Raw genomic sequence first — 19,796 nt, 5'->3', positions numbered from 1 at the left:
GACATCCGCGGCGCAACAACCGCGCGTTAGGGACGGCAAGGCGGAACCCCCATCTTGTTAAGCCACTCCGCTGCCGTCAAGCCGCGGCGTCCGCTCCCGCCTGCGCCGACCTGGCTTACCAGAAGAAAGCGACTACCAACACGATGCCCAGCAGCGACAGGCCGATGCCGGCCAGGACCATCCACTGCGTCAGGCGCGCGCTGCGCAAGGCCTGCTCTTCCAGCCAGCGCTCGGCTTCCTCGCGCCACGGTGGCGGCGGCGAGGCCTCCAGCAACTGCTGCACGCGTGCCGCCCCCAGCTGCCGGCATTGCCGGCGGCATTCCTCGGGGACCACGGGGCGCTCGGGCGCACTGACGACGGACATGACAACGTTCCTGAATTGCTCAGCCGAGCGTGAACCGCGGCGCGTCGCTGGCGAGCTCATGTTCTACCGCCATCCGCGCCAATCGCGTGTAGTTGGCGCGCGGGCCGGCACCACGGCCGACGATCAGGCCGAGGTATTCCAGGCCCGTCCACACCCGCGCCTTCCACTCCACGCCGTGCTCGGCCAGCACCAGCGTCAGCGTGTAGCGGAAGCTTTGCCCCTGCGGGCTGCGGTAGTGATAGCTGGGCGGGAACTGCACGGCCACGTCCCGCGCCTCGCCGAGCGAGACCAGGTAACGCCGCAACAGCTGGCGCACGTCGTCGCCCGGGTTCAGGCGCAACTGCCGCGCCGCATCGTCCAGGTTCGCCTGGTGCTCGACGAAGGCGGCCGCGCCGCTGGCCGGGCTGTGCCCGTGGCGCTTGGCCCAGTCGATGAACTGCAGGCGCACATCGCTGCCAGTGTGGGCCTGGTGGAACAACGGCGTCTTCATGCAATCCCCGCGTCACTCGAGTGGCCTCCATCCTCGCGCGCGCACCGTGAAGCAGGCGGCGAGGCGATGTGAGCCGTCCGTCATGCCGCAGCGGATGAATCGGCGGCCAACGCTCGCCGCCGCGCGCCTCGCCGCGATTGCGGGCGCGCCGGCACAGGCACACACTGGGCGTACGCCTCCTGGAGATCCGCCATGAAGATCCGCTATGCCTGGACGGCGCTGGCTGCTGCCTGCCTGTGGGCGGGCGGCGCCTCCGCCGAGATCCGCAACGTCACCGACCCGCAGGCCCCGCGCAGCCTCGCCAGCGACGGCCCGGTCCAGGTCAGTTGGGCCGATCCGGCCACCTTCAGCGAACTGCGGCAGAGCCGCAACCGCTGGGAAGCCGAACGCGGCGACTGGGTGCAGGACCTGGCCGCCTACCTGCAGAAGCAGGCCGCCAAGCAACTGCAGCCCGGCCAACGCCTGGACATCACCCTGACCGACATCAAGCGCGCCGGCGACTACGAGCCCTGGCACGGTCCGAACTGGAACGACGTGCGGGTGATGCGCGACCTGTACCCGCCGCGGATCAGCCTCGACTTCACCCTGTACGGCGCCGATGGCCAGGTGCTGGCGCAGGGCCAGCCGAAGCTGATGGACCCGAGCTATCTGTACAACAGCTCGGTCGGCCTGAGCACCGATCCGCTGCGCTACGAAAAGCGCATGCTCGACGACTGGCTGCGCCGCCAATTCCGCAAGGACAGCGCGGTCGCCGAACGCTGAGCCGCACGCGCGGCGCCGGCAGCGCGCCGGCGCCGTCAGGCAGGGCTCAGGCGCCGAGGTAGACCCGCGGCGCGCGCTTGAGGCCGCACAGCAGCCGGTAGGCGCTGGACGCGCAGCGCCCGGCCAGCGCATCGATGCGCGGCTGCGCGCCCCACAACTGCACCTCGCTGCCGAGCCCGGCCTGCGGGCGCTCGGTCAGGTCCACGGTCAGCATGTCCATCGACACGCGCCCGATCAGCTCGCCAGGGGCGCCGTCGATCAGCACCGGCGTGCCGTTGGGCGCGAACTGCGGATAGCCGTCGGCATAGCCGATCGCCACCACGCCGACCCGGGTCGGCCGCGCCGCGACGAAGCGCGCGCCGTAGCCGACCGGCTCGCCCGGTGCGATGTCGCGCACGGAGATGATCCTGGACTGCAGGGTCATCACCGGACGCAGTTCGCCGGGCAGCGCGGCCGCCGCGGCGAAGGGGTCGGCGCCGTACAGCATCAGCCCCGGCCGTCCCCAGTCGTTGCGCAACTCCGGCCAGCCGAGCAGCGCCGGCGAGTTGCACAGGCTGGTCTCGCCGACCAGGCCGGCGGTGGCCTGGCGGAATACCTCCACCTGCTCGCGCGTGCGCGCGCTGTCCAGTTCGTCGGCACGGGCGAAGTGGCTCATCAGCACCAGCCGCTCGACCTGTGGCAGCGCGCTCAGCCGCGCATGCGCGGCGCGGAATTCGTCCGGCGCCAGGCCCAGCCGGTGCATGCCGCTGTCCAGCTTCAGCCACAGGCACAGCGGCTGCGGCGCGGCGAAGGCGGCGATCGCCTCCACCTGCCAGGGCGAGGCCACCGCGCACCACAGCCGGTGTTCGGCGACCAGCGGCAGTTCCTCGGCGTCGAAGATGCCTTCCAGCAACAGGATCGGCGCGGCGATGCCGGCCTGGCGCAACTCCAGCGCCTCCTCGATGCAGGCCACCGCGAAGCCGTCGGCCTCGCCGTCCAGCGCGCGCGCGCAGGCCACCGCGCCGTGCCCGTAGGCATCGGCCTTGACCACCGCCAGCGCCTTGCCGCCGCTCAGCCGGCGGGCCAGACGGTAGTTGTGGCGCAGCGCGTCGAGGTCGATCAATGCACGGGCTGGGCGCACGCGACGGCCTCGGCAACGGACGCGGCGGAACCGCGGGAATAACGGAAGATGTCCAGGCCCTCGCCGCTGATCTGCGGCTGCCGCGAGACCATCAGGTCGGCCAGGTAGCGACCCGAACCGCAGGCCATGGTCCAGCCCAGGGTGCCGTGGCCGGTGTTGAGGAACAGGTTGCGGTAGCCGGTGGCGCCGACCACCGGCGTGCCGTCCGGGGTGGCCGGGCGCAGCCCGGTCCAGAACTCGGCCGCAGCCAGGTCGCCGCCGCGCGGGTACAGGTCGTTGACCACCTTCTCCAGGGTGGCGCGGCGCCGCGCCGGCCGCGACAGGTCGAAGCCGGCCAGTTCGGCCATGCCGCCGACGCGGATGCGCGCGTCGAAGCGGGTGATCGCCACCTTGTAGCTCTCGTCGAGGATGGTGGAGGTCGGCGCCAGCGCCGCGTCGCGGATCGGCAGGGTCAGCGAATAGCCCTTCAGCGGGTACACCGGCAGGCGGATGCCCAGCGGCGCCAGCAGGCCCGGCGAATAGCTGCCCAGCGCGACCACGTAGCGGTCGGCGCGCTCCAGCCGGCCGCCGATGCGCACGCCGTCGATGCGGTCGCCGTCGACCTGCAGGGCTTCGATGGTCTCGCCCTGGCGGAACTGCACGCCGGCCGCGGCGGCCATCGCCGCCAGGCGCTGGGTGAACAGGCGACAGTCGCCGGTCTGGTCGTTGGGCAGGCGCAGCGCGCCGACCAGGGTCGCCGGCGCGCTGGCCAGGGCCGGCTCGACCCGGGCGATGCCGGCGCGGTCCAGCAGTTCGTAGGGCACGCCGTACTCGCGCAGCACCTCGATGTCCTTGGCCGCGCCGTCCAGTTGCTGCTGGGTACGGAACAACTGGGTGGTGCCGAGCTGGCGGCCTTCGTAGGCAATGCCGGTCTCGGCACGCAGCTGGTCCAGGCAGTCGCGGCTGTACTCGGACAGGCGCACCATCCGCGCCTTGTTGATCGCATAGCGCTCGGCGGTGCAGTTGCGCAGCATCTGCGCCAGCCACAGGTACTGCTGCAGGTCCGCGGTCGGCGTGATCGCCAGCGGCGCGTGGCGCTGGAACAGCCATTTCAGCGCCTTCAGCGGCACCCCGGGCGCCGCCCACGGCGACGCGTAGCCGGGCGAGACCTGCCCGGCATTGGCGTAGCTGGTCTCCAGCCCGGCCGCCGGCTGGCGGTCGACCACCGTCACCTCGCAGCCGTTGCGGGCCAGATACCACGCCGTGGCCGTGCCGATCACACCGCTGCCGAGAACCAGAACCCGCATGCGCCTACTCCGTTCGGATCAATTCCCTGGCTGGATGGCGCCAGGGCAGAAGTTCGGTGCAGTATAGGCAGCGCAACCCAGGATTTTCCCCTGATTTCTACCGACCTGGCAGGCCAAACCCCTGAGACCCGCCCGCATGGCCACACGCCTCCGCGAACTGGACAAGATCGACCGCAAGATCCTGCGCATCCTGCAGCAGGAAGGGCGCATCTCCTTCACCGAACTGGGCGAGCGCGTCGGCCTGTCGACCACCCCGTGCACCGAGCGGGTGCGCCGGCTGGAACGCGACGGCGCCATCACCGGCTACTACGCGCGGCTGGACCCGCACTACCTCAAGGCCAGCCTGCTGGTGTTCGTGGAGATCAGCCTGGCCTACAAGTCCGGCGACATCTTCGAGGAATTCCGCCGCGCCGCGCTGAAGCTGCCCAACGTGCTCGAGTGCCACCTGGTCTCGGGCGACTTCGACTACCTGCTCAAGGCCCGCATCAGCGAGATGGCGTCCTACCGCAAGCTGCTGGGCAGCACCCTGCTGACCCTGCCGCACGTGCGCGAATCCAAGAGCTACATCGTGATGGAAGAAGTGAAGGAAACGCTCAGCCTGCCGATCGCCGACTGAGCGTTTCGCGCGGTGTGCAGGTCAGGAGACCAGCAGCTTCTCCAGGTCGTCGCGCGAGGAATTGGCGTGGTTCTTGGCCAGTTCGGCCACCACCCGCTTCTGGACCTCCTTGTGCAGCAGCGGCCGCAACTGCCCCAGCGTGTGCGGGTCGGCAACCAGCATCAGGTGTTCGACATCGCCGCGCAGGGCGTCCTGGTACAGGCGCTCGGCCACCTGGCGCACGAACCCGGCCTCATCCATGGTCATCGGCCGGTCGCCGTCCTCCACGCCTTCGATCGGCGTCGGGTTCAGCACTTCGGTCTGCTCCAGCAGCGCGGTCTCGCCCGCCAGGTTGACCCGGAACAGGCGTGCGCTGGTGCGGTCGGCGACGACGATCAGGGTGTTGTCGGGAAGCTTGCTCATCGGTTCTCCTGGCGAACATGGCGCCGCGCACATCGCGGCCGGTCCGCCAGTCTAGAAACCGATTTGTGAGGATGGCGGCCACGCGGCGTTCGCCGCGCGTTCGTCGCCCAGCTGCACGCGCCTCAGTCCTGGATGCGCACGCCGTCGCCGCTGGGCACGGTGTCGTAGTAACGGCCGGTGCGCGTGTCCAGCGCGCGGTTCGGCCCGACCTGCATCGCCCCGGGAATCACCTGGCCGCTGCGGTCGTAGAGGCGCACCGGGCGGCGCGCGGCCGGATCGGCGACTGCGGCCGGCACCGCCGGGCTGGCCACGCGCTTGCGCTTGGCCTGCCCCTGCGGCCGGTCGTCCAGGTTGGAGGGGACTGGCGTCGCCTTGGGAGCGGAGGCCGACGCCGGCGGGCGCTCGTCGAGACGGCTGGCCATCGATGGCGGTGGCGGCGGCGCGGACTGCAGGGTATTGGCGTCGCGATTGCTGGCCGGTGCGCCGGGCACCGGTTGAAGCGCCTGCGCGACGGCGAGCGCCGGCACGAGCAGGGCGATGGCAACGCAGGGCAGCAAGCGATTCACGATGGCTCCGTCGACGCGCCGGGAAGAGGCGTTCACGCTAGCGCATCGACCGCGCCGCGTCGACGCGGCCCCGGCGCGCTTGATCCGCCCCGTACAGCCCTCATGTTGTTTTCCCCTTCTTCCAGCCCGGGCCCCGCCATGAGCCGATTCGACCTCACGCCTCCCACTGCTGCCGAGCGCGAGCAGCTGATCGGCGGACTGAACGCGGAGGAACGCCGGGTGCTGCTGCAGCACGGCACCGAAGCGCCGTTCTGCGGGGTGTTCCTGGACAACAAGCTGGAAGGCGTCTACACCTGCCGGCTGTGCGGACTGCCGCTGTTCCGCTCCAGCGCCAAGTTCGATTCCGGCACCGGCTGGCCGAGCTTCTTCGCGCCCTACCACCCCGACCACGTGCGCGAGCTGCGCGACACCAGCTACGGCATGATCCGCACCGAGATCGTCTGCGCCCGCTGCGACAGCCATCTCGGTCACGTGTTCCCGGACGGCCCGCCGCCGAGCGGCGAGCGCCACTGCCTGAATTCGGTCTCGCTGCAGTTCACCGAACAAGGCCAGGCGCTGCCCAACCCGCTGCACCGCGGCGGCGGCGAGACCGAACCGGCCTGATTCCGGCGCGGACGCGCCGCCACAGGGAGACCACCGGTATGCGAACCCCGTTGCTTCCCCTTCTGCTCCTGCCGCTCGCCGTGAGCGCCTGCCAGCGCAGTCCCGCCCCGGCGCCGGCACAGGCCGCGCCCGCAGCGGCCACGCCGTCGCCCACCGCCGCCCCCGGCCTGCAGGCCGATGCCCTGCCCATGCAGTGGCGCTGCGGCGAGGAACTGGTGCAGGCGGCGGCCGATCCGGCGCGCGAGCGCCTGGCCCTGCAGGTACGCGGGACGCGCCTGGACACGCAGCGCACCGACGCCGGCGCCGCCACCGGCGCGCGCTACGCCGACGCGCTGGGCAATACCTTCTGGCAGTCGCAGCCGGACCAGGCCACGTTGACCCTGGCGGGCCTGGGCGAGACGCTCAAATGCGTCCGCCACGACAGCGGCATGACCGGCTGAGCACCCGGTCCGCCGCCTGCGCCGCCAAAAACCCGGCACGGTTCACACCTTCAGAATGGCGCCGCGGGGCCGACATCTAGAGCGTCCCCGTTCCGGCCCGCAGGCTGCTCCGCCATGCTCATCATCGTTGGCTTCATCGTCGTCATCATCAGCGTGGTCGGCGGCTACGTGCTGTCGCACGGCAAACTTGGCGCACTGTGGCAGCCCTACGAGCTGATGATCATCGGTGGCGCGGCGCTGGGCGCGTTCCTGGTCAGCACCCCGGGCAAGATCGTCAAGGCCACCATCGGCGGCGTGCTGGGCGTGTTCAAGGGCCCGCAGTACAAGGCCGACGACTACCGCAGCACCCTGACTCTGATCTACGAACTGCTGAACAAGGCGCGCCGCGACGGCTTCATGGCTTTGGAAGACCACGTCGAGCGTCCGGCCGACAGCGCGATCTTCGGCAACTACCCCAAGGTGCTGGCCGACCACCACCTGCTCGACTTCATCACCGACTGCCTGCGCCTGATGATCGGCAGCAACATCGAGCCGCACGAACTGGAACCGTTGCTGGAACTGGAACTGGAGAAGCACCACCACGAAGCGATGGCGCCGGCGCATGCGCTGAGCAAGGTCTCCGACGGCCTGCCCGGCTTCGGCATCGTCGCCGCGGTGCTGGGCATCGTCATCACCATGGGCTCGATCGGCGGCCCGATCGAGGAAATCGGCCACCACGTCGGCGCGGCGCTGGTCGGTACCTTCCTCGGCATCCTGCTGGCCTACGGCTTCGTCGCGCCGCTGTCGGCGGCGATGGAAGCGCGCGCCGAGCAGGACAGCCGCATCTTCGAATCGGTGAAGACCGCGCTGCTGGCCTGCCTGCGCGGCTACAACCCGAAGATCGCCCTCGAGTTCGCGCGCAAGACCCTGCCGACCGACGTACGGCCGAGCTTCGCCGACTTCGAAACGCATCTGAAGACGATCAAGTAACGCAGTCATGGCCGAGACCAAGCCCACCGTCGTCATCCGCCGGGTCAAGAAGGTCCAGGGCGGCGGCCACCACGGCGGCGCGTGGAAGGTGGCCTATGCCGACTTCGTGACCGCGATGATGGCGTTCTTCCTGGTGCTGTGGCTGGTCGCGGCCACCACCAAGGAACAGCGCGCGGCGATCGCCGAGTACTTCCGCAACCCCAGCCCGCTGGCCGGCAAGAGCCCGGCGCCGAGCCCCGGCATGGCCGGCCCCGGCGGCGCCAGCACCTCGATGATCAAGCTCGGCGGCGCCGGCGAGATGCAGCGCGGCAACAACAAGGATCCGTTCGGCAGCAAGAGCCTGAAGGGCGACGACAGCAAGAGCAGCCAGCGCGAGAAGGAAAAGGAGCGCCTGGAGACGCTGATGCAGGAGCTGAAGGAAGCCATCGACAAAAGCCAGGCGCTGGAGCCGTTCAAGGACCAGTTGCTACTGGACCTGACCCCGGACGGCCTGCGCATCCAGATCGTGGACAAGGAGAACCGGCCGATGTTCGACCTCGGCAGTGCGGTGCTCAAGCCCTACACCCGCGGCATCCTCCATGAGCTGTCCGGCTTCATCAACCAGGTGCCCAACCACATCAGCATCACCGGCCACACCGACGTCACCCAGTACAGCACCAAGAACGGCTACAGCAACTGGGAGCTGAGCGCGGACCGCGCCAACGCCGCGCGCCGCGAACTGGTCGCCGGCGGCATGGGCGAGGACAAGGTCTCGCGCGTGGTCGGGCTGTCCTCGTCGGTGCTGTTCGACAAGCAGGTGCCGAACAATCCGATCAACCGCCGCATCAGCATCGTGGTGATGACCAAGGATGCCGAGGACGCGGCCACGGCCGATGGCGACCATAGCGTCGCCCTGGGCACCGTGCAGCCCGACGCCGACACCAAGGTGCCGGACCTCAGCGCGGCGGCGACGGAGGCGGCCGCGGCGCCGGCCGCCGGCAAGACAGCGCCCGCCGCCGCACCTGCTGCCAGCACCGGCGCTGCGTCGGCAGCAGCGCCGGCGGCGACGCCGGCCAAGGCCTCGGTGCAGATCGCCGAACCGCGCACGACCTCGCCGGAGGCGGCGGCCGCCGCCGCACGCGACGCCTTGCGCAGCATCAACGGCGGGGCACCGGTGACGGCCGCCGCCGGCAGCGGCGGGACCGAGGCGGCCAGCGCACGCTGATCGCGGCGGCGCCCGCCGCGGCGCCGGCGGCCGCGCCGCGATGGCCCGGCGGGACCGCACACGGCGCGGCGCTTACAATGGCCGCCACTTCGCCAACGAGACCGCCGTGTCCAAGCAATCCAAAGCCAAGCGCGACAAGCGCAAGAAGCAGCAGCCGTCGCGCCCCTTCGCCCGCCTGGGCCGCGAGCAGCCCATCGCCAACCACGCCGTGCTGCAGGACCAGAGCGGCCGCGTGCTGGCCGCGATCGGCCTGCAGGGCCGCCAGTGGCTGCTGGCGGTCGGCGGCCAGACCATGGGCAATGCCGACAATCCGGTGCCGATGCTGGCGATGCTCAAGCACCTGGCCAACCTGCAGGAACAGGAAGGCAACACCATCACCCTCGAATACTCGACGCAGCTGCAGCAGATGATCGACGCGCTGGCGGCCGAGGCCGGCCAGACCCCGGCCGAGTACCTGGACGCGCTGGTCGCCGAGTTCGCCGCAGGCGATGGCGCGACAGAGGATGCGGCCGAGGACGAGACCGACGCGGACGACGCGACGGAGACCGGCGATGCCGCGCCGGCGCAGGCCGACAGCAGCGCGGCGCCTGACACCGCGGCGGACGCCGACGGCACGCACAAGCCGGCCTGACCGGACCCGATGGCGGTCTACATCGACGATGCGGTGCATCCCTGGCGCGGCCAGCGCTGGGGCCACCTGCTCGCCGACACGCTGGACGAACTGCACGCCATGGCGGCGCGGCTGGGCATTCCCCGCCGCGCCTTCCAGAACAAGCTCAGCGGCGCGCACTACGACGTGCCGGCCGCCCTGCGCGACGAAGCGATCCGCCTGGGCGCGGTGCCGGTCTCGCGGCACAGCGACCGCGAGCTGCTGAAGGCGCTGATCCGCAATGCGCGTGCGCAGGCGCGCGGCGAGGCCGATTGAAGCGTGATGGCGGCGGCGCGGGCGTGCGGGTGCACTGGGCCAGCGCTTCCGGCAGCGGCCGGCACGGCTACGTCTGACGGCTCTGCGCGTCGCGACTGAAGTCGCTCCCACAGGGAGCTGTGGATACGTTCTGGCGCACTGCAGGGGGGCTTCAGCCCCAACATTCACCATGGGCGGTGCGATCACGACTTCGTTCGTCGCGGCTGAAGCCGCTCCTACAGGGCGCTGGCGGCAAGCTGCTGGGTGCACTGTGCGAGGGACTTGAGTCCCGACTGCATCCGGCGCCAGAACATCCAAACACTGCACGCATCGCCACTGAAATCGCGCCCACAGGACGCTGCGGTGCCTGACATGCAAGGCTGCAACACCAATCACCGATGCGCAGCGAGAGATGCCTAGAACGGATCGCTGCCCGGGCGCAGGTCGATGCCGAGGATCGCCGCCAGGCGCTGCATGTCCTGGTCGTCGCGGCTGAGCGCCATCCAGCCGGCGCGGATCTCGCTGCCGGCGTCCCAGCACCAGATGCTGTAGCCGTGCTCGCGCAGGCGGTCGTAGGCCACCGCCAGCAGCGAGGCGCTGTCGTGGTCCTCTAGGAAGTCGGCATCGTCGATGTCGCCGCCCCAGTCGATGCGCAGGTTCCAGCGCGCGGCCAGTTCGTCGATCGCACCGATCAGCGCCTCGCGGTCGTGGCCGTCGACGTAGAAGCCCGCCCGCCAGTCGATCGCGTCCTTCAGCGTCCACAGCCAGTCCGCGTCCTCGCGCTCGACTTCGCCGGCGGCCTCGCGGTAGGCGTCGAACTGCCGCAGCGCGCTCTCCTCGTCGCCGGGGTTGATCAGCAGCAGCAGGTTCCAGATCAGGCCCTGCTGGGTGTCCGGATCGTCGTCGTCGTCGAACAGGTCGTCGGGATCGTCGTAGTCGGCGCTGTTGTCGGGCATGGCGGCGCATCGGGCATCACGGGGGAGCGCCAGTGTGCCGCGCCCGGCGCGACGACGGAAGCGCGGAACTCGGCAACGGCGCCGCGGGCGTTTATCCTTCGCAGCCCGGAAGACGGCGCTGTCCGCCGCCACGCGAAGCCACCACGATGTCCGACACGCCCCCCGACCGCCTGGCGGTCAGCCCGCAGAGCCCGTTCCACGATGCCGAGACGCTGTCGCGCGGCGTCGGCATCCGCTTCAACGGCGTGGAGCGCGACAACGTCGAGGAGTACTCGATCAGCGAAGGCTGGATCCGCGTGCAGGTCGGCAAGGCGCGCGACCGCCGCGGCAATCCCATGACCATGAAGGTCAAGGGCCAGGTCGAAGCCTTCTGGCTCGACGCCAAGTAAGCGCGATCGCCGGCAGGCACGGCGCCTGCCGGCACATCGCGGTGCCCGGCCGCACCTCGCGGCCCTCGGCGACCGACCGCCTCAGGGCTTGAGCCGGTAGCCGCTGCGGAAGATCGCCCAGATCACGCCCAGGCACAGCGCCAGGAATCCCAGGGTCATGCCCACGCTGACCGCGATGTGCACGTCGGCCTTGCCGTAGAACGCCCAGCGGAAGCCGCTGACCAGGTACACCACCGGGTTGAACAGGCTGATCTTCTGCCACAGCGGCGGCAGCATGTTGATCGAGTAGAAGCTGCCGCCGAGGAAGGTCAGCGGCGTGATCACCATCAACGGGATCACCTGCAGCTTCTCGAAGCCGTCGGCCCACACGCCGATGATGAAACCGAACAGGCTGAAGGTCAGCGCGGTCAGCACCAGGAAGCCGAACATCCACAGCGGATGGGCGATCTCGTACGGCACGAAGGCGCGCGCCGTGAGCAGGATCAGCAGGCCCAGCAGCACCGACTTGCTCGCTGCCGCGCCGACGTAGCCGATCACCACCTCCCACCACGCCACCGGCGCCGACAGCACCTCGTAGATGGTGCCGGCCCAGCGCGGCATGTAGATGCCGAAGGAGGCGTTGGAGATGCTTTCGCTGAGCAGCGACAGCATCACCAGCCCCGGGATGATGTAGGCGCCGTAGCTGATGCCGTCGATGGCGCCCATGCGCGAGCCGATCGCCGCGCCGAACACCACGAAGTACAACGAGGTCGACAGCACCGGCGAGGCGATGGACTGGGTCAGCGTACGGAAAGTGCGCGCCATCTCGAAACGGTAGATCGCGGCGATCGCGTGCAGGTTCATGCGCGCACCTCCGCCGCGGCGGACGCCGGCCGCACCAGGTTGACGAAGATCTCCTCCAGCGAACTCTCGCTGGACTGCAGGTCCTTGATCTCCACGCCCTGCTCCTCCAGTTGCCGCAGCAGCGGGCCGATGCCGGTCTGCTCGGCCTGCGCGTCGTAGGTGTAGGTCAGCGTGGCGCCGTCGGCGGACAGTTCCAGCGGCTGCGTCGCCAGCGCCGGCGGCAACGCCGGCAGCGGCGCCTGCAGGGTCAGCGCCAGCTGCTTCTTGCCGAGCTTGCGCATCAGCGTGCGCTTGTCCTCCACCAGCACTAGTTCGCCGCGGTTGACCACGCCGACACGGTCGGCCATGTCCTCGGCCTCCTCGATGTAGTGGGTGGTGAGGATGATGGTGGTGCCCTGCTCGCGCAGGCGCCGCACCATCTGCCACATGTCGTGGCGCAGCTCCACGTCGACGCCGGCGGTGGGTTCGTCCAGGAACAGGATGGACGGTTCGTGCGCGAGCGCCTTGGCGATCAGCACGCGCCGCTTCATGCCACCGGACAGGGTGGAGATGCGGCTGCCGCGCTTGTCCCACAGCGACAGCTCGCGCAGCACCCGCTCCAGGTGGGCGTCGTCGCGCGGCTTGCCGAACAGGCCGCGGCTGAAGCGCACCGTCGCCCATATCGTCTCGAACGCGTCGGTGGCCAGTTCCTGCGGCACCAGGCCGATCTTGGCGCGTGCGGCGCGGTAGTCGCGCACGATGTCGTGGCCATCGGCCAGCACCCGGCCGCTGCTGGGCGTGACCAGGCCGCAGACGATGCTGATCAGCGTGGTCTTGCCGGCGCCGTTGGGGCCGAGCAGGGCGAAGATCTCGCCGCGGCGGATCTCCAGGTCGATGCCCTTGAGCGCCTGGAAGCCCCCGGCGTAGGTCTTGGTGAGCTGTTGCACGGAAATGATCGGCGACACGGGAACTCCCTGGACGCGCGGCGGGCGCGGAAACGGCCCCCAGGGTAGAAGCCGGATCGTGATGGATAAATCCTGATCCGGCGGAAGCACTCTCCCGGATACGGGACAGTGCGCCAGCAGTGCCCGCAAACGCAGGGCAGCGCCGCGGTTATGGCGGTGGCGAACGCCGGCTAGCGTTGTCCGGTGTCGACGTCGCCGATGGTCGGCCGCGCGGGGCGCGGCCACGGCAGCACGCGCCAGCCGAAGTTGACCCCGGCCGCCGCCAGCAGGATCAGCAGCGCCCCGAGCACCTGCGTCCACGCCAGCGACTGCCCGAAGGCGATGCGATCGACCGCGATCGCCACCACCGGATAGATGAACGACAGCGCCCCGATCATCGCCGTGGGCAGTTTCTGGATGGCGCCGTACAGCAGCACGTACATCGCCCCGGTGTTGACCACGCCGAGCACCACCAGATCCAGCCACTGGCCGGGGCGGGGCGGCAAGGCATCGAAGTGCGCGAACGGCGCCAGCAACACGATGCCGATGCCGAGTTGCAGCAGCGCCAGCAGGTGCGGCGGCGTGCCTTTCAGGTGCTTGGTGACGATCGACGACACCGCGTACAGAAACGCCGCGCCCAGCGCCAGCGCGACGCCCTGCAGGTACTCGCCCGGCACCGCGAGCACTGCCGGCGCGATGCGCACCACGCCCACCAGGCCGACGAAGGCCACCGCCAGCCACGCCACGGTCGAGGCGGTGATGCGCTCGCGGAACACGATCGCGCCCAGCCCGACCAGCATGAACGGCTGCGTGTTGTAGACGGCGGTGGCCATCGAAATCGAGGCGCGGCCGTAGGCGGCGAACAGCAGCAGCCAGTTGCCCACGATCGCGACGCCGCCGAGCAGCACAAGCGCCAGCATCCGCGGCGAAAACGCCTTGCGTCGCAACAGGCCCAGCGCCGCGCAGACGATGAGCAGGGTGGCGGCGCCGAACAGGCAGCGGAAGAACACCACGTTGACCGGCGATTGCCGCGACGACACGACCAGCCAGCCGATCGTGCCGGACATGAGCATGGCCACGACCATCTCGGCCGCACCACGGCGGATCTCGCTGGACGCCATCCCGGTTCCTTTCACTGTGTCGGATGGCAGCCATTGTAGGAACCACGACTTCGCGAAGACATGCCTAAAATTAGGCCATCCAGCAACATCACCTCAGAAATTAATCCATTTATGCAAAATCGCCTTTCCGTACCCATCGTTGCCACACTCGACGCGATCGACCGCGCCATCCTCGGCGCGCTGGCGCAGGACGCGCGCGTGGCAATCAGCGAACTGGCCCGGCAGATCGGCCTGTCGGCGCCGGCCACCGCCGACCGCGTGCGGCGGTTGCAGCACCAGGGCGTGATCGCCGGGTTCACGGTCGAGCTCGACCCACGCACGCTCGGCTACACCTTGCAGGCGATCGTGCGGGTGAAGCCGCTGCCGGGGCAGTTGCACCTGGTGGAGGAACTGCTGCAGCGCATCCCGGAAGTCGTCGAATGCGACAAGGTGACCGGCGAAGACTGCTTCATCTGCCGGCTGTACCTGCGCACCATCCAGCATCTGGACAGCATCCTGGCGAAAGTCAGCGAACGTGCCGAAACCAACACCGCAATCGTGAAATCCATGCCGGTGCCCAGGCGGCTGCCGCCGCTGGTCGAGGATGCCTAGCGCGGGGCGCTAGCCGTGCGCCCTGCTACCCGCGGCGCAGGCCACCGTGCGCCGATGACGTACAGAGGGCGAAGAACCGTGAACCGGCGCGAGCCGGCACCGGCACCGCGAAAAATCCGCAACGGCGCCAGGAACCCGCTTCCACGAATCCCCATTCCCGATTCCCCATTCCCAGCCCTCAACTCTTGCGCCGCGCCTCCAGCAGATCCAGATTGCGGATCAGCCGGCGCGCGATCTCGTCGGAGATCTTGCGCTGGCGGGTCAGCTTGAACAGTTCCTGGCGCTCGGCCTGCAGGCCGGCGTTGCGCAGTTGGCGCAGCACATTGTCCAGGCGCCGCGCCTCCTCCGGGTCGCTCTCCATCGCATCGCCGTGGTCGAGATGGCGCTGGTACAGCGCGCTGACCCGGTTGGCCGCCTCGTTGTACAGGTCGGCGTGCTCGCTGTCCTGCACCAGCCGCTGGCGCAGCTTCTCCACCGCGGCCAATGCCGCACGCGAGGACTCGCGCCGGGCCAGGTCTTCCTCCAGCCGGTCGCTCGGCTCTTCCGGTAGCTCCAGGCCGCGCAGCAGGCGCGGCAGCGCGATGCTGGCGACCAGCAGCGAGGTGACGATCACCGCGCTGGCCAGGAAGATCGCCAGGTCGCGCGCCGGGAACGCGGCGCCATTGGGCAGGGCCAGCGGCAGGGTCAGCACGCCGGCCAGGGTGATCGCGCCGCGCACGCCGGCCAGCGAGGTGGCCACCACGATCCGCCACGGCGGGCTTTGCCGGTCTTCGCCGCGACGGCGCGCCTTGAGCAGGGTCCAGCGCAGCGACAGCCACACCCACAGGAAGCGCAGCAGCAGCAGGCCGACGTAGATGGCCAGCGCGTAGCCGAGCAGCCACCACGGGTCCAGGTGCCCGGCTTCGTCCATGTTGTGCATGGCGCCCTGCACGATGCCCGGCAACTGCTCGCCGAGCAGCACGAACATGATGCCGTTGAGGGTGAACTGCACCATGTCCCACACCGCCGAGCGCTGCACGCGCATGCTGCCCGGGGCGCGGCCGCTCAGTTCCACGTAGCTCATGGCGATGCCGGCGGCGACCGCGGCGAGGATGCCCGAGGCGTTGATCGCCTCGGCCAGCAGGTAGGCCGCGAACGGCAGCAACAGGTTGACCAGGATCGCCGCGCCCGGCTCCTCGCCGACCTGGCGCCACACCCAGCGCTGCGCCAGGCTAGTGCCGACCACCACCGCGATGCCGGCGGCCACGCCGACCAGCGCCACCCACAGGAAGGTCAGCGAGGCGTCGGCCAGCGAGAACGCGCCGGTGATCGCCGCGGCCACCGCGAACTGGAAGCAGACCAGGCCGGAGGCGTCGTTGAGCAGCGACTCGCCTTCCAGGATGTGCATCAGCCGCTTGGGGATCGGCGCGCGCGCCGCGATCGAGGACACCGCGATCGGATCGGTGGGCGACACCACTGCGGCCAACGCGAACGCCACCGCCAGCGGCATGGTCGGGATCATCCAGTGGATCAGGAAGCCGGCGCCGATCACCGTGAACACCACCAGGCCCAACGCCAGCTCCAGGATCACGCCCTTGTCACGGAACAGGCCCTGCTTGGGGATGCGCCAGCCGTCCAGGAACAGCAGCGGCGGCAGGAACAGCAGGAAGAACAGCTCCGGCTCCAGCGCATAGCCCTTCTTGAACACGCCGGCGATGATCGCGCCCAGGCCGATCTGCACCAGCGGCAACGGCAGCGAGAACGGCAGGACACGCACGAGGTAGCCACTGGCCACCACCGCCAGCAACATCGCCAAGACCACTTCGATCGAATGCATGCTCGTCCGGACGGCGGCGCCACGCCGGCGGCGCCGCCCATGAATGGGGGAGCCTGCAAGCAAAGCGCACCGCGGCGGCGATGTCCAGTGGCACGGCGCAGCCGGCCGCTGATGTCGCACCGTTGCCGCCCGGACGGCTGGCCCACAACTGGGGGGCAAGATGGGCAGCGCTCGCCCTGGACCCAGCGGCGTCCATCAAGCCGGATCTGGACGCCCCGGTGCGTCACCGATGGATGACGGCGCGGCCGGCGTTGTCCGCTGGCTGCACTGCGTCGCGCGACGCTTGATCCGCCCATGTTCCTGACTCGACAGGTGTGGAACGGCAACGCGTCGCTCCCTGCAATTCGCCAAGGGAGCGCACGAACGCACCATGCCCCGAGCATGCCACGCGGCAGGCACGTAACCGGATCGACTACGGCGTGTAGGGTTCGAACACCTTGTCTTTTCCCGTGGCGGTGCTAATGGTCCATATTTGCGTGCAATACGCGCGATTGATGTAGATGTAGTCGCTACGTGCATCCACGTCGTTATCGAGACTCGCGTCGTAGTCCTTTTGCTTGGTCAGAAACAGGGCGATTCCCTGTTTGCCTCTGTCCCCCTTGATGGGCGTGATCAGCACGGCAGCCCCTTTTTCCTCCCAGGCATCGGGCAAGTCCATCTCAAAGCACAGCCAGCGATCGCCCGGCGTCGCCTTCAGGCCCAGCACCCGTGCTACCGGGCTACTGTTGTCGGCAAGTTGCTCCGGCGAAAGGCGTGTGACGTAGCACGCTTTCGGCTTTCCTTCCGACTGATCCTGTGCGCTTTCGATGAACTCCCATCCCTTGCTGCCGCCCAGTCGCTTTACCTTGCTCAGAATCGACACAGGGCCGTAGTGGTAGTACTTCATGCCATCCTCTCTTTGCATGTGATCGTGCGGTTGATTGGCATGTCCCTGCATCCCGGTCGACGGCAGATGCCGATCGCGTTCCGCTGGCAACACCGGCGGCTTCCAGTTGATCGACAGGACCGGACCGTGATTGGCGAAGGGCCATGCACCCACAGAATCGGCCGACGGCGAAGCAAGAGATGCCGGGCAAAACCTGATTTGCGGCCAGTACCCGCCCTACTCTTCCCATCTGGCGTATTGCAGCGAGCGCGACGACATTGGGAACGCTCGTTCATCATTATCTGGACCGCGTGATGCAACCGCACCGGCGCAGCGCGCGTAGAGAGATGTGCACGGTCGACTGGCCGCGCATCCCTTTCAAGGAGCAAGCCCATGAAACTCCATTTGCTGGCCCTGGCCCTCGCCGGCCTCGTCTCCCTGCCCGCCATGGCCGACACCGGCCAGGCCGCGATGCACGACCACGCAGCGATGAGCGAGGCCAAGCCGAATCCGATGGTTGGCGGCGCGCCGATGTATGCGACCAAGGACATCGTCGACAACGCGGTCAACTCCAAGGAGCACACCACCCTGGTCGCCGCGGTCAAGGCCGCCGGCCTGGTGGACACGCTGAAGGGCGCCGGCCCGTTCACCGTGTTCGCGCCGACCAATGCCGCCTTCGCCGCCCTGCCGGCCGGCACGGTCGACACGCTGCTCAAGCCGGAGAACAAGGAAAAGCTGACCCAGGTGCTGACCTACCACGTGGTCCCGGGCAAGCTCGATGCGGCGGCGCTGCTGGCGCAGATCAAGGCCGGCGGCGGCAGCGCCAAGCTGACCACGGTGCAGGGCGAAACGCTGATCGCTAAGACCCGCGGCGGCAAGGTCACCCTCACCGACAGCAAGGGCAATACCGCGCACGTCACCACCGCCGACGTGATGCAGCGCAATGGCGTGATCCATGTGGTGGACAAGGTTTTGATGCCGTAAGCACATCGGGGGTGCATTGGCATCGCGGGGACGGCTGCGGCCGTCCCCGTTTTGCGCCTCCCTGCGCTCGACGACGGCAGCACGCCCGACTGCGACGACCGCCGCGTGCGCAGGCCGTCAGTCGTCGGCACTGTCTCCGTGCAGCATCGGCACCTGCTCCGCCAACATGCGCAAGTCGCGCACGAAGCCTTGATAGGCGGCCTCTCCCGCTTCGCCGCCGCGCTGGCGCAGCACCCACGACGGATGCACGGTGGCCAGGGCACGCGTGCCGTCGTCCAGCGCCTGCCACTGCCCACGCTGGGCCATCAGCGCAAACCCGTTCCCCAGCACCGCGCGCGCCGCGGTCGCGCCCAGGCACAGCACGATGCGGGGGCGCACCCGCGCCAGTTCACCGGCCAGCCACATCCGGCAGGCCTCGACATGGGCACGCTCGGGATTGCGGTGCAGCCGCGCCTTGCCGCGTTGCTCGAAGCGGAAATGCTTGACCGCGTTGGTGACGTACATGCCGGCACGTTCGACCCCCAGTTCCTGCAACGCGCGGTCGAACAGGCGTCCGGCCGGGCCGACGAAGGGACGCCCACTCAGGTCCTCCTCGTCGCCGGGCTGCTCGCCGACCACCATCACCGCGGCATCCTGCGGTCCCTCGCCGAACACGGTCTGGGTGGCCGGCTGCCACAGCGGACAGCGGCGGCAGTCGCGCGCCGCCGCGCGCAGCGCCTCGAGGCTGTCGTCGGCGGCCACCGCCGGCGCCGGGGGCGGCGCGGGAATGCGCCGACGCACCGGCTCCGGCGCGCGCTCGGCCATCTCGCGCACGCGCTGCCCGGCGTCGCGGATCAGCGTGGGCAGCAGCTGCGCCTCCGGCAGATGCTTCCAGTATTTCTGCGGCATCTCCTGGCGCATCATCGTCGGGTTGAGCCGCGCCGGATTGAAGATGTTGGCGTAGTAGGTGCGCCACAGCGTGTCCTGCGCATCGTCGGCCGGCGCATCGGCGCGCTGCGCGCCGGCGCCGAACTGCAGCGTCTCGCCATCCCAGCGCACACTGCGGTACGGGGTGAGGATCGCCCAGCGCATGCCGGCAAAACGGCGTGCGAAGAACGGTGCCACGCGATCGACGATGTGGTGCTCCGGCTCGAACCAGGCGATGTAGGCCTCCTGCTCGCCCGGCACCTCACGGAAGCGCACGAACGCCTTCATCTTGTGGCTGTCGCGGCGCACCGCCTGCGCCCATTGCTGCGCGCGGTGCACGTCGGCATCGGTGACCCGCTGCAGCAGCGCGCGCTCGCCGCCGGCGATGCGCCACAGCAGGCGGTACAGCAGCGCATGCCGCTGCGGATCGCGATGGCACAGCACCGCGCCGGCCAGCGCCAGGAACTCGGCCGACACCCGCGGCGGCGGCACCTGCGCAGGCAGCGCCGCGACGTCGGTGCCGGCGAGCAGGCCGCCCTGCGCATCGCCATCCCAGGCCAGCGTCTCCGGCGCCACCTGCGCACACCATGCCGCCCGCGCCACGGCCCGCCACGCCTCCAGGCTCCACGGCGGCAGCACCTCAGCCTGAAACACGGCACGCCCCGCGCATCGCTCC

The 19,796-nt window shown here is 69.6% G+C and carries 24 protein-coding genes; 11 read left to right on the top strand and 13 right to left on the bottom strand.

Annotated elements, in window-relative coordinates; all coding sequences use genetic code 11:
- Positions 1 to 115 precede the first annotated feature (115 nt).
- Both Q7W82_RS05495 and Q7W82_RS05490 read right to left on the bottom strand, forming a co-directional pair.
- Positions 116 to 364 carry a hypothetical protein gene (locus tag Q7W82_RS05495; protein ID WP_242159643.1) on the bottom strand — a complete coding sequence of 83 codons (249 nt, stop codon included), beginning with the start codon at positions 362 to 364 and terminating at the stop codon, positions 116 to 118.
- Between the two features lie 19 nt (positions 365 to 383).
- Positions 384 to 854, bottom strand: coding sequence for a hypothetical protein (locus Q7W82_RS05490; RefSeq protein WP_160946270.1), 471 nt, complete (start codon positions 852 to 854; stop codon positions 384 to 386).
- 192 nt (positions 855 to 1,046) lie between these two features.
- Between Q7W82_RS05490 and Q7W82_RS05485 the strand changes: the two genes are divergently transcribed.
- Positions 1,047 to 1,616, top strand: coding sequence for a DUF3016 domain-containing protein (locus Q7W82_RS05485; RefSeq protein WP_242159642.1), 570 nt, complete (start codon positions 1,047 to 1,049; stop codon positions 1,614 to 1,616).
- A 46-nt stretch (positions 1,617 to 1,662) separates the two neighbouring features.
- Here Q7W82_RS05485 and alr read toward each other — a convergent pair whose 3' ends face one another.
- Both alr and Q7W82_RS05475 read right to left on the bottom strand, forming a co-directional pair.
- Positions 1,663 to 2,736, bottom strand: coding sequence for an alanine racemase (gene alr, locus Q7W82_RS05480; protein WP_242159641.1), 1,074 nt, complete (start codon positions 2,734 to 2,736; stop codon positions 1,663 to 1,665).
- Positions 2,715 to 4,022, bottom strand: a complete 1,308-nt coding sequence (locus Q7W82_RS05475) for a D-amino acid dehydrogenase (RefSeq protein ID WP_242159640.1) — start codon at positions 4,020 to 4,022, stop codon at positions 2,715 to 2,717. Before Q7W82_RS05475 ends, alr begins: the two co-directional genes overlap by 22 nt.
- Before the next feature lie 136 nt (positions 4,023 to 4,158).
- Between Q7W82_RS05475 and Q7W82_RS05470 the strand changes: the two genes are divergently transcribed.
- Positions 4,159 to 4,638 carry an Lrp/AsnC ligand binding domain-containing protein gene (locus Q7W82_RS05470; RefSeq protein WP_242159638.1) on the top strand — a complete coding sequence of 160 codons (480 nt, stop codon included), beginning with the start codon at positions 4,159 to 4,161 and terminating at the stop codon, positions 4,636 to 4,638.
- A 21-nt stretch (positions 4,639 to 4,659) separates the two neighbouring features.
- Here the strand turns inward: Q7W82_RS05470 and Q7W82_RS05465 are convergent, their stop codons facing one another.
- Both Q7W82_RS05465 and Q7W82_RS05460 read right to left on the bottom strand, forming a co-directional pair.
- A complete protein-coding gene (locus Q7W82_RS05465) occupies positions 4,660 to 5,040 on the bottom strand; it encodes a host attachment protein (RefSeq protein WP_242159637.1) in 381 nt (126 codons plus the stop codon).
- A gap of 122 nt (positions 5,041 to 5,162) precedes the next feature.
- On the bottom strand, positions 5,163 to 5,606 hold the full coding sequence (locus Q7W82_RS05460; RefSeq protein ID WP_242159635.1) for a hypothetical protein: 444 nt from the start codon (positions 5,604 to 5,606) through the stop codon (positions 5,163 to 5,165).
- A 138-nt stretch (positions 5,607 to 5,744) separates the two neighbouring features.
- Between Q7W82_RS05460 and msrB the strand changes: the two genes are divergently transcribed.
- From msrB to Q7W82_RS05430, 6 genes are all read left to right on the top strand, one after another.
- On the top strand, positions 5,745 to 6,209 hold the full coding sequence (gene msrB, locus Q7W82_RS05455) for a peptide-methionine (R)-S-oxide reductase MsrB (RefSeq protein WP_242159634.1): 465 nt from the start codon (positions 5,745 to 5,747) through the stop codon (positions 6,207 to 6,209).
- A gap of 80 nt (positions 6,210 to 6,289) precedes the next feature.
- Positions 6,290 to 6,649, top strand: coding sequence for an MliC family protein (locus tag Q7W82_RS05450; RefSeq protein WP_242159633.1), 360 nt, complete (start codon positions 6,290 to 6,292; stop codon positions 6,647 to 6,649).
- A gap of 114 nt (positions 6,650 to 6,763) precedes the next feature.
- Positions 6,764 to 7,618 carry a flagellar motor stator protein MotA gene (gene motA / locus Q7W82_RS05445; RefSeq protein WP_160946263.1) on the top strand — a complete coding sequence of 285 codons (855 nt, stop codon included), beginning with the start codon at positions 6,764 to 6,766 and terminating at the stop codon, positions 7,616 to 7,618.
- 7 nt (positions 7,619 to 7,625) lie between these two features.
- The gene (gene motB, locus Q7W82_RS05440) at positions 7,626 to 8,822 is read left to right on the top strand and encodes a flagellar motor protein MotB (RefSeq protein WP_242159632.1); all 1,197 of its coding nucleotides are present in this window, start codon (positions 7,626 to 7,628) and stop codon (positions 8,820 to 8,822) included.
- Between the two features lie 106 nt (positions 8,823 to 8,928).
- On the top strand, positions 8,929 to 9,453 hold the full coding sequence (locus tag Q7W82_RS05435; protein ID WP_242159631.1) for a hypothetical protein: 525 nt from the start codon (positions 8,929 to 8,931) through the stop codon (positions 9,451 to 9,453).
- Positions 9,454 to 9,462: 9 nt separating this feature from the next.
- The gene (locus tag Q7W82_RS05430; protein ID WP_242159630.1) at positions 9,463 to 9,747 is read left to right on the top strand and encodes a DUF4031 domain-containing protein; all 285 of its coding nucleotides are present in this window, start codon (positions 9,463 to 9,465) and stop codon (positions 9,745 to 9,747) included.
- Positions 9,748 to 10,142: 395 nt separating this feature from the next.
- On the opposite strand, the gene Q7W82_RS05425 is transcribed toward Q7W82_RS05430, so the two are convergent.
- Positions 10,143 to 10,682: a hypothetical protein gene (locus tag Q7W82_RS05425; protein ID WP_242159629.1), complete on the bottom strand. Its 540-nt coding sequence runs from the start codon at positions 10,680 to 10,682 to the stop codon at positions 10,143 to 10,145.
- 146 nt (positions 10,683 to 10,828) lie between these two features.
- Between Q7W82_RS05425 and Q7W82_RS05420 the strand changes: the two genes are divergently transcribed.
- Entirely contained in the window at positions 10,829 to 11,071 is a 243-nt protein-coding gene (locus tag Q7W82_RS05420) for a DUF3297 family protein (protein WP_048492240.1), read from the top strand.
- Between the two features lie 81 nt (positions 11,072 to 11,152).
- Here Q7W82_RS05420 and Q7W82_RS05415 read toward each other — a convergent pair whose 3' ends face one another.
- From Q7W82_RS05415 to Q7W82_RS05405, 3 genes are all read right to left on the bottom strand, one after another.
- Positions 11,153 to 11,914: an ABC transporter permease gene (locus Q7W82_RS05415; protein WP_019798936.1), complete on the bottom strand. Its 762-nt coding sequence runs from the start codon at positions 11,912 to 11,914 to the stop codon at positions 11,153 to 11,155.
- Positions 11,911 to 12,858 carry an ABC transporter ATP-binding protein gene (locus tag Q7W82_RS05410; protein WP_242159628.1) on the bottom strand — a complete coding sequence of 316 codons (948 nt, stop codon included), beginning with the start codon at positions 12,856 to 12,858 and terminating at the stop codon, positions 11,911 to 11,913. The genes Q7W82_RS05415 and Q7W82_RS05410 overlap by 4 nt, the downstream gene beginning before the upstream one ends.
- A 170-nt stretch (positions 12,859 to 13,028) precedes the next feature.
- A complete protein-coding gene (locus Q7W82_RS05405; RefSeq protein WP_242159626.1) occupies positions 13,029 to 13,958 on the bottom strand; it encodes a DMT family transporter in 930 nt (309 codons plus the stop codon).
- A 111-nt stretch (positions 13,959 to 14,069) separates the two neighbouring features.
- Between Q7W82_RS05405 and Q7W82_RS05400 the strand changes: the two genes are divergently transcribed.
- Complete coding sequence (locus Q7W82_RS05400; RefSeq protein WP_311195499.1) at positions 14,070 to 14,549, top strand: Lrp/AsnC family transcriptional regulator; 480 nt, start codon at positions 14,070 to 14,072, stop codon at positions 14,547 to 14,549.
- 178 nt (positions 14,550 to 14,727) lie between these two features.
- Here Q7W82_RS05400 and Q7W82_RS05395 read toward each other — a convergent pair whose 3' ends face one another.
- Together Q7W82_RS05395 and Q7W82_RS05390 are read right to left on the bottom strand one after the other, a co-directional pair.
- Positions 14,728 to 16,365, bottom strand: a complete 1,638-nt coding sequence (locus Q7W82_RS05395; protein ID WP_160946256.1) for a Na+/H+ antiporter — start codon at positions 16,363 to 16,365, stop codon at positions 14,728 to 14,730.
- A gap of 412 nt (positions 16,366 to 16,777) precedes the next feature.
- Entirely contained in the window at positions 16,778 to 17,251 is a 474-nt protein-coding gene (locus Q7W82_RS05390) for a hypothetical protein (RefSeq protein ID WP_242159623.1), read from the bottom strand.
- A gap of 372 nt (positions 17,252 to 17,623) precedes the next feature.
- Here Q7W82_RS05390 and Q7W82_RS05385 point away from each other — a divergent pair, with 372 nt between their 5' ends.
- A complete protein-coding gene (locus Q7W82_RS05385) occupies positions 17,624 to 18,214 on the top strand; it encodes a fasciclin domain-containing protein (protein WP_242159621.1) in 591 nt (196 codons plus the stop codon).
- 117 nt (positions 18,215 to 18,331) lie between these two features.
- Here the strand turns inward: Q7W82_RS05385 and Q7W82_RS05380 are convergent, their stop codons facing one another.
- A complete protein-coding gene (locus Q7W82_RS05380) occupies positions 18,332 to 19,774 on the bottom strand; it encodes a UdgX family uracil-DNA binding protein (protein WP_242159620.1) in 1,443 nt (480 codons plus the stop codon).
- Between the last annotated feature and the right edge of the window lie 22 nt (positions 19,775 to 19,796).

Source organism: Xanthomonas indica, assembly GCF_040529045.1.
In the GTDB taxonomy this organism is placed as follows: Bacteria; Pseudomonadota; Gammaproteobacteria; order Xanthomonadales; family Xanthomonadaceae; genus Xanthomonas_A; species Xanthomonas_A indica.
The sequence above is the reverse complement of the archived record's forward strand: the minus strand, read 5'-3'. Positions and strand labels throughout refer to the sequence as shown.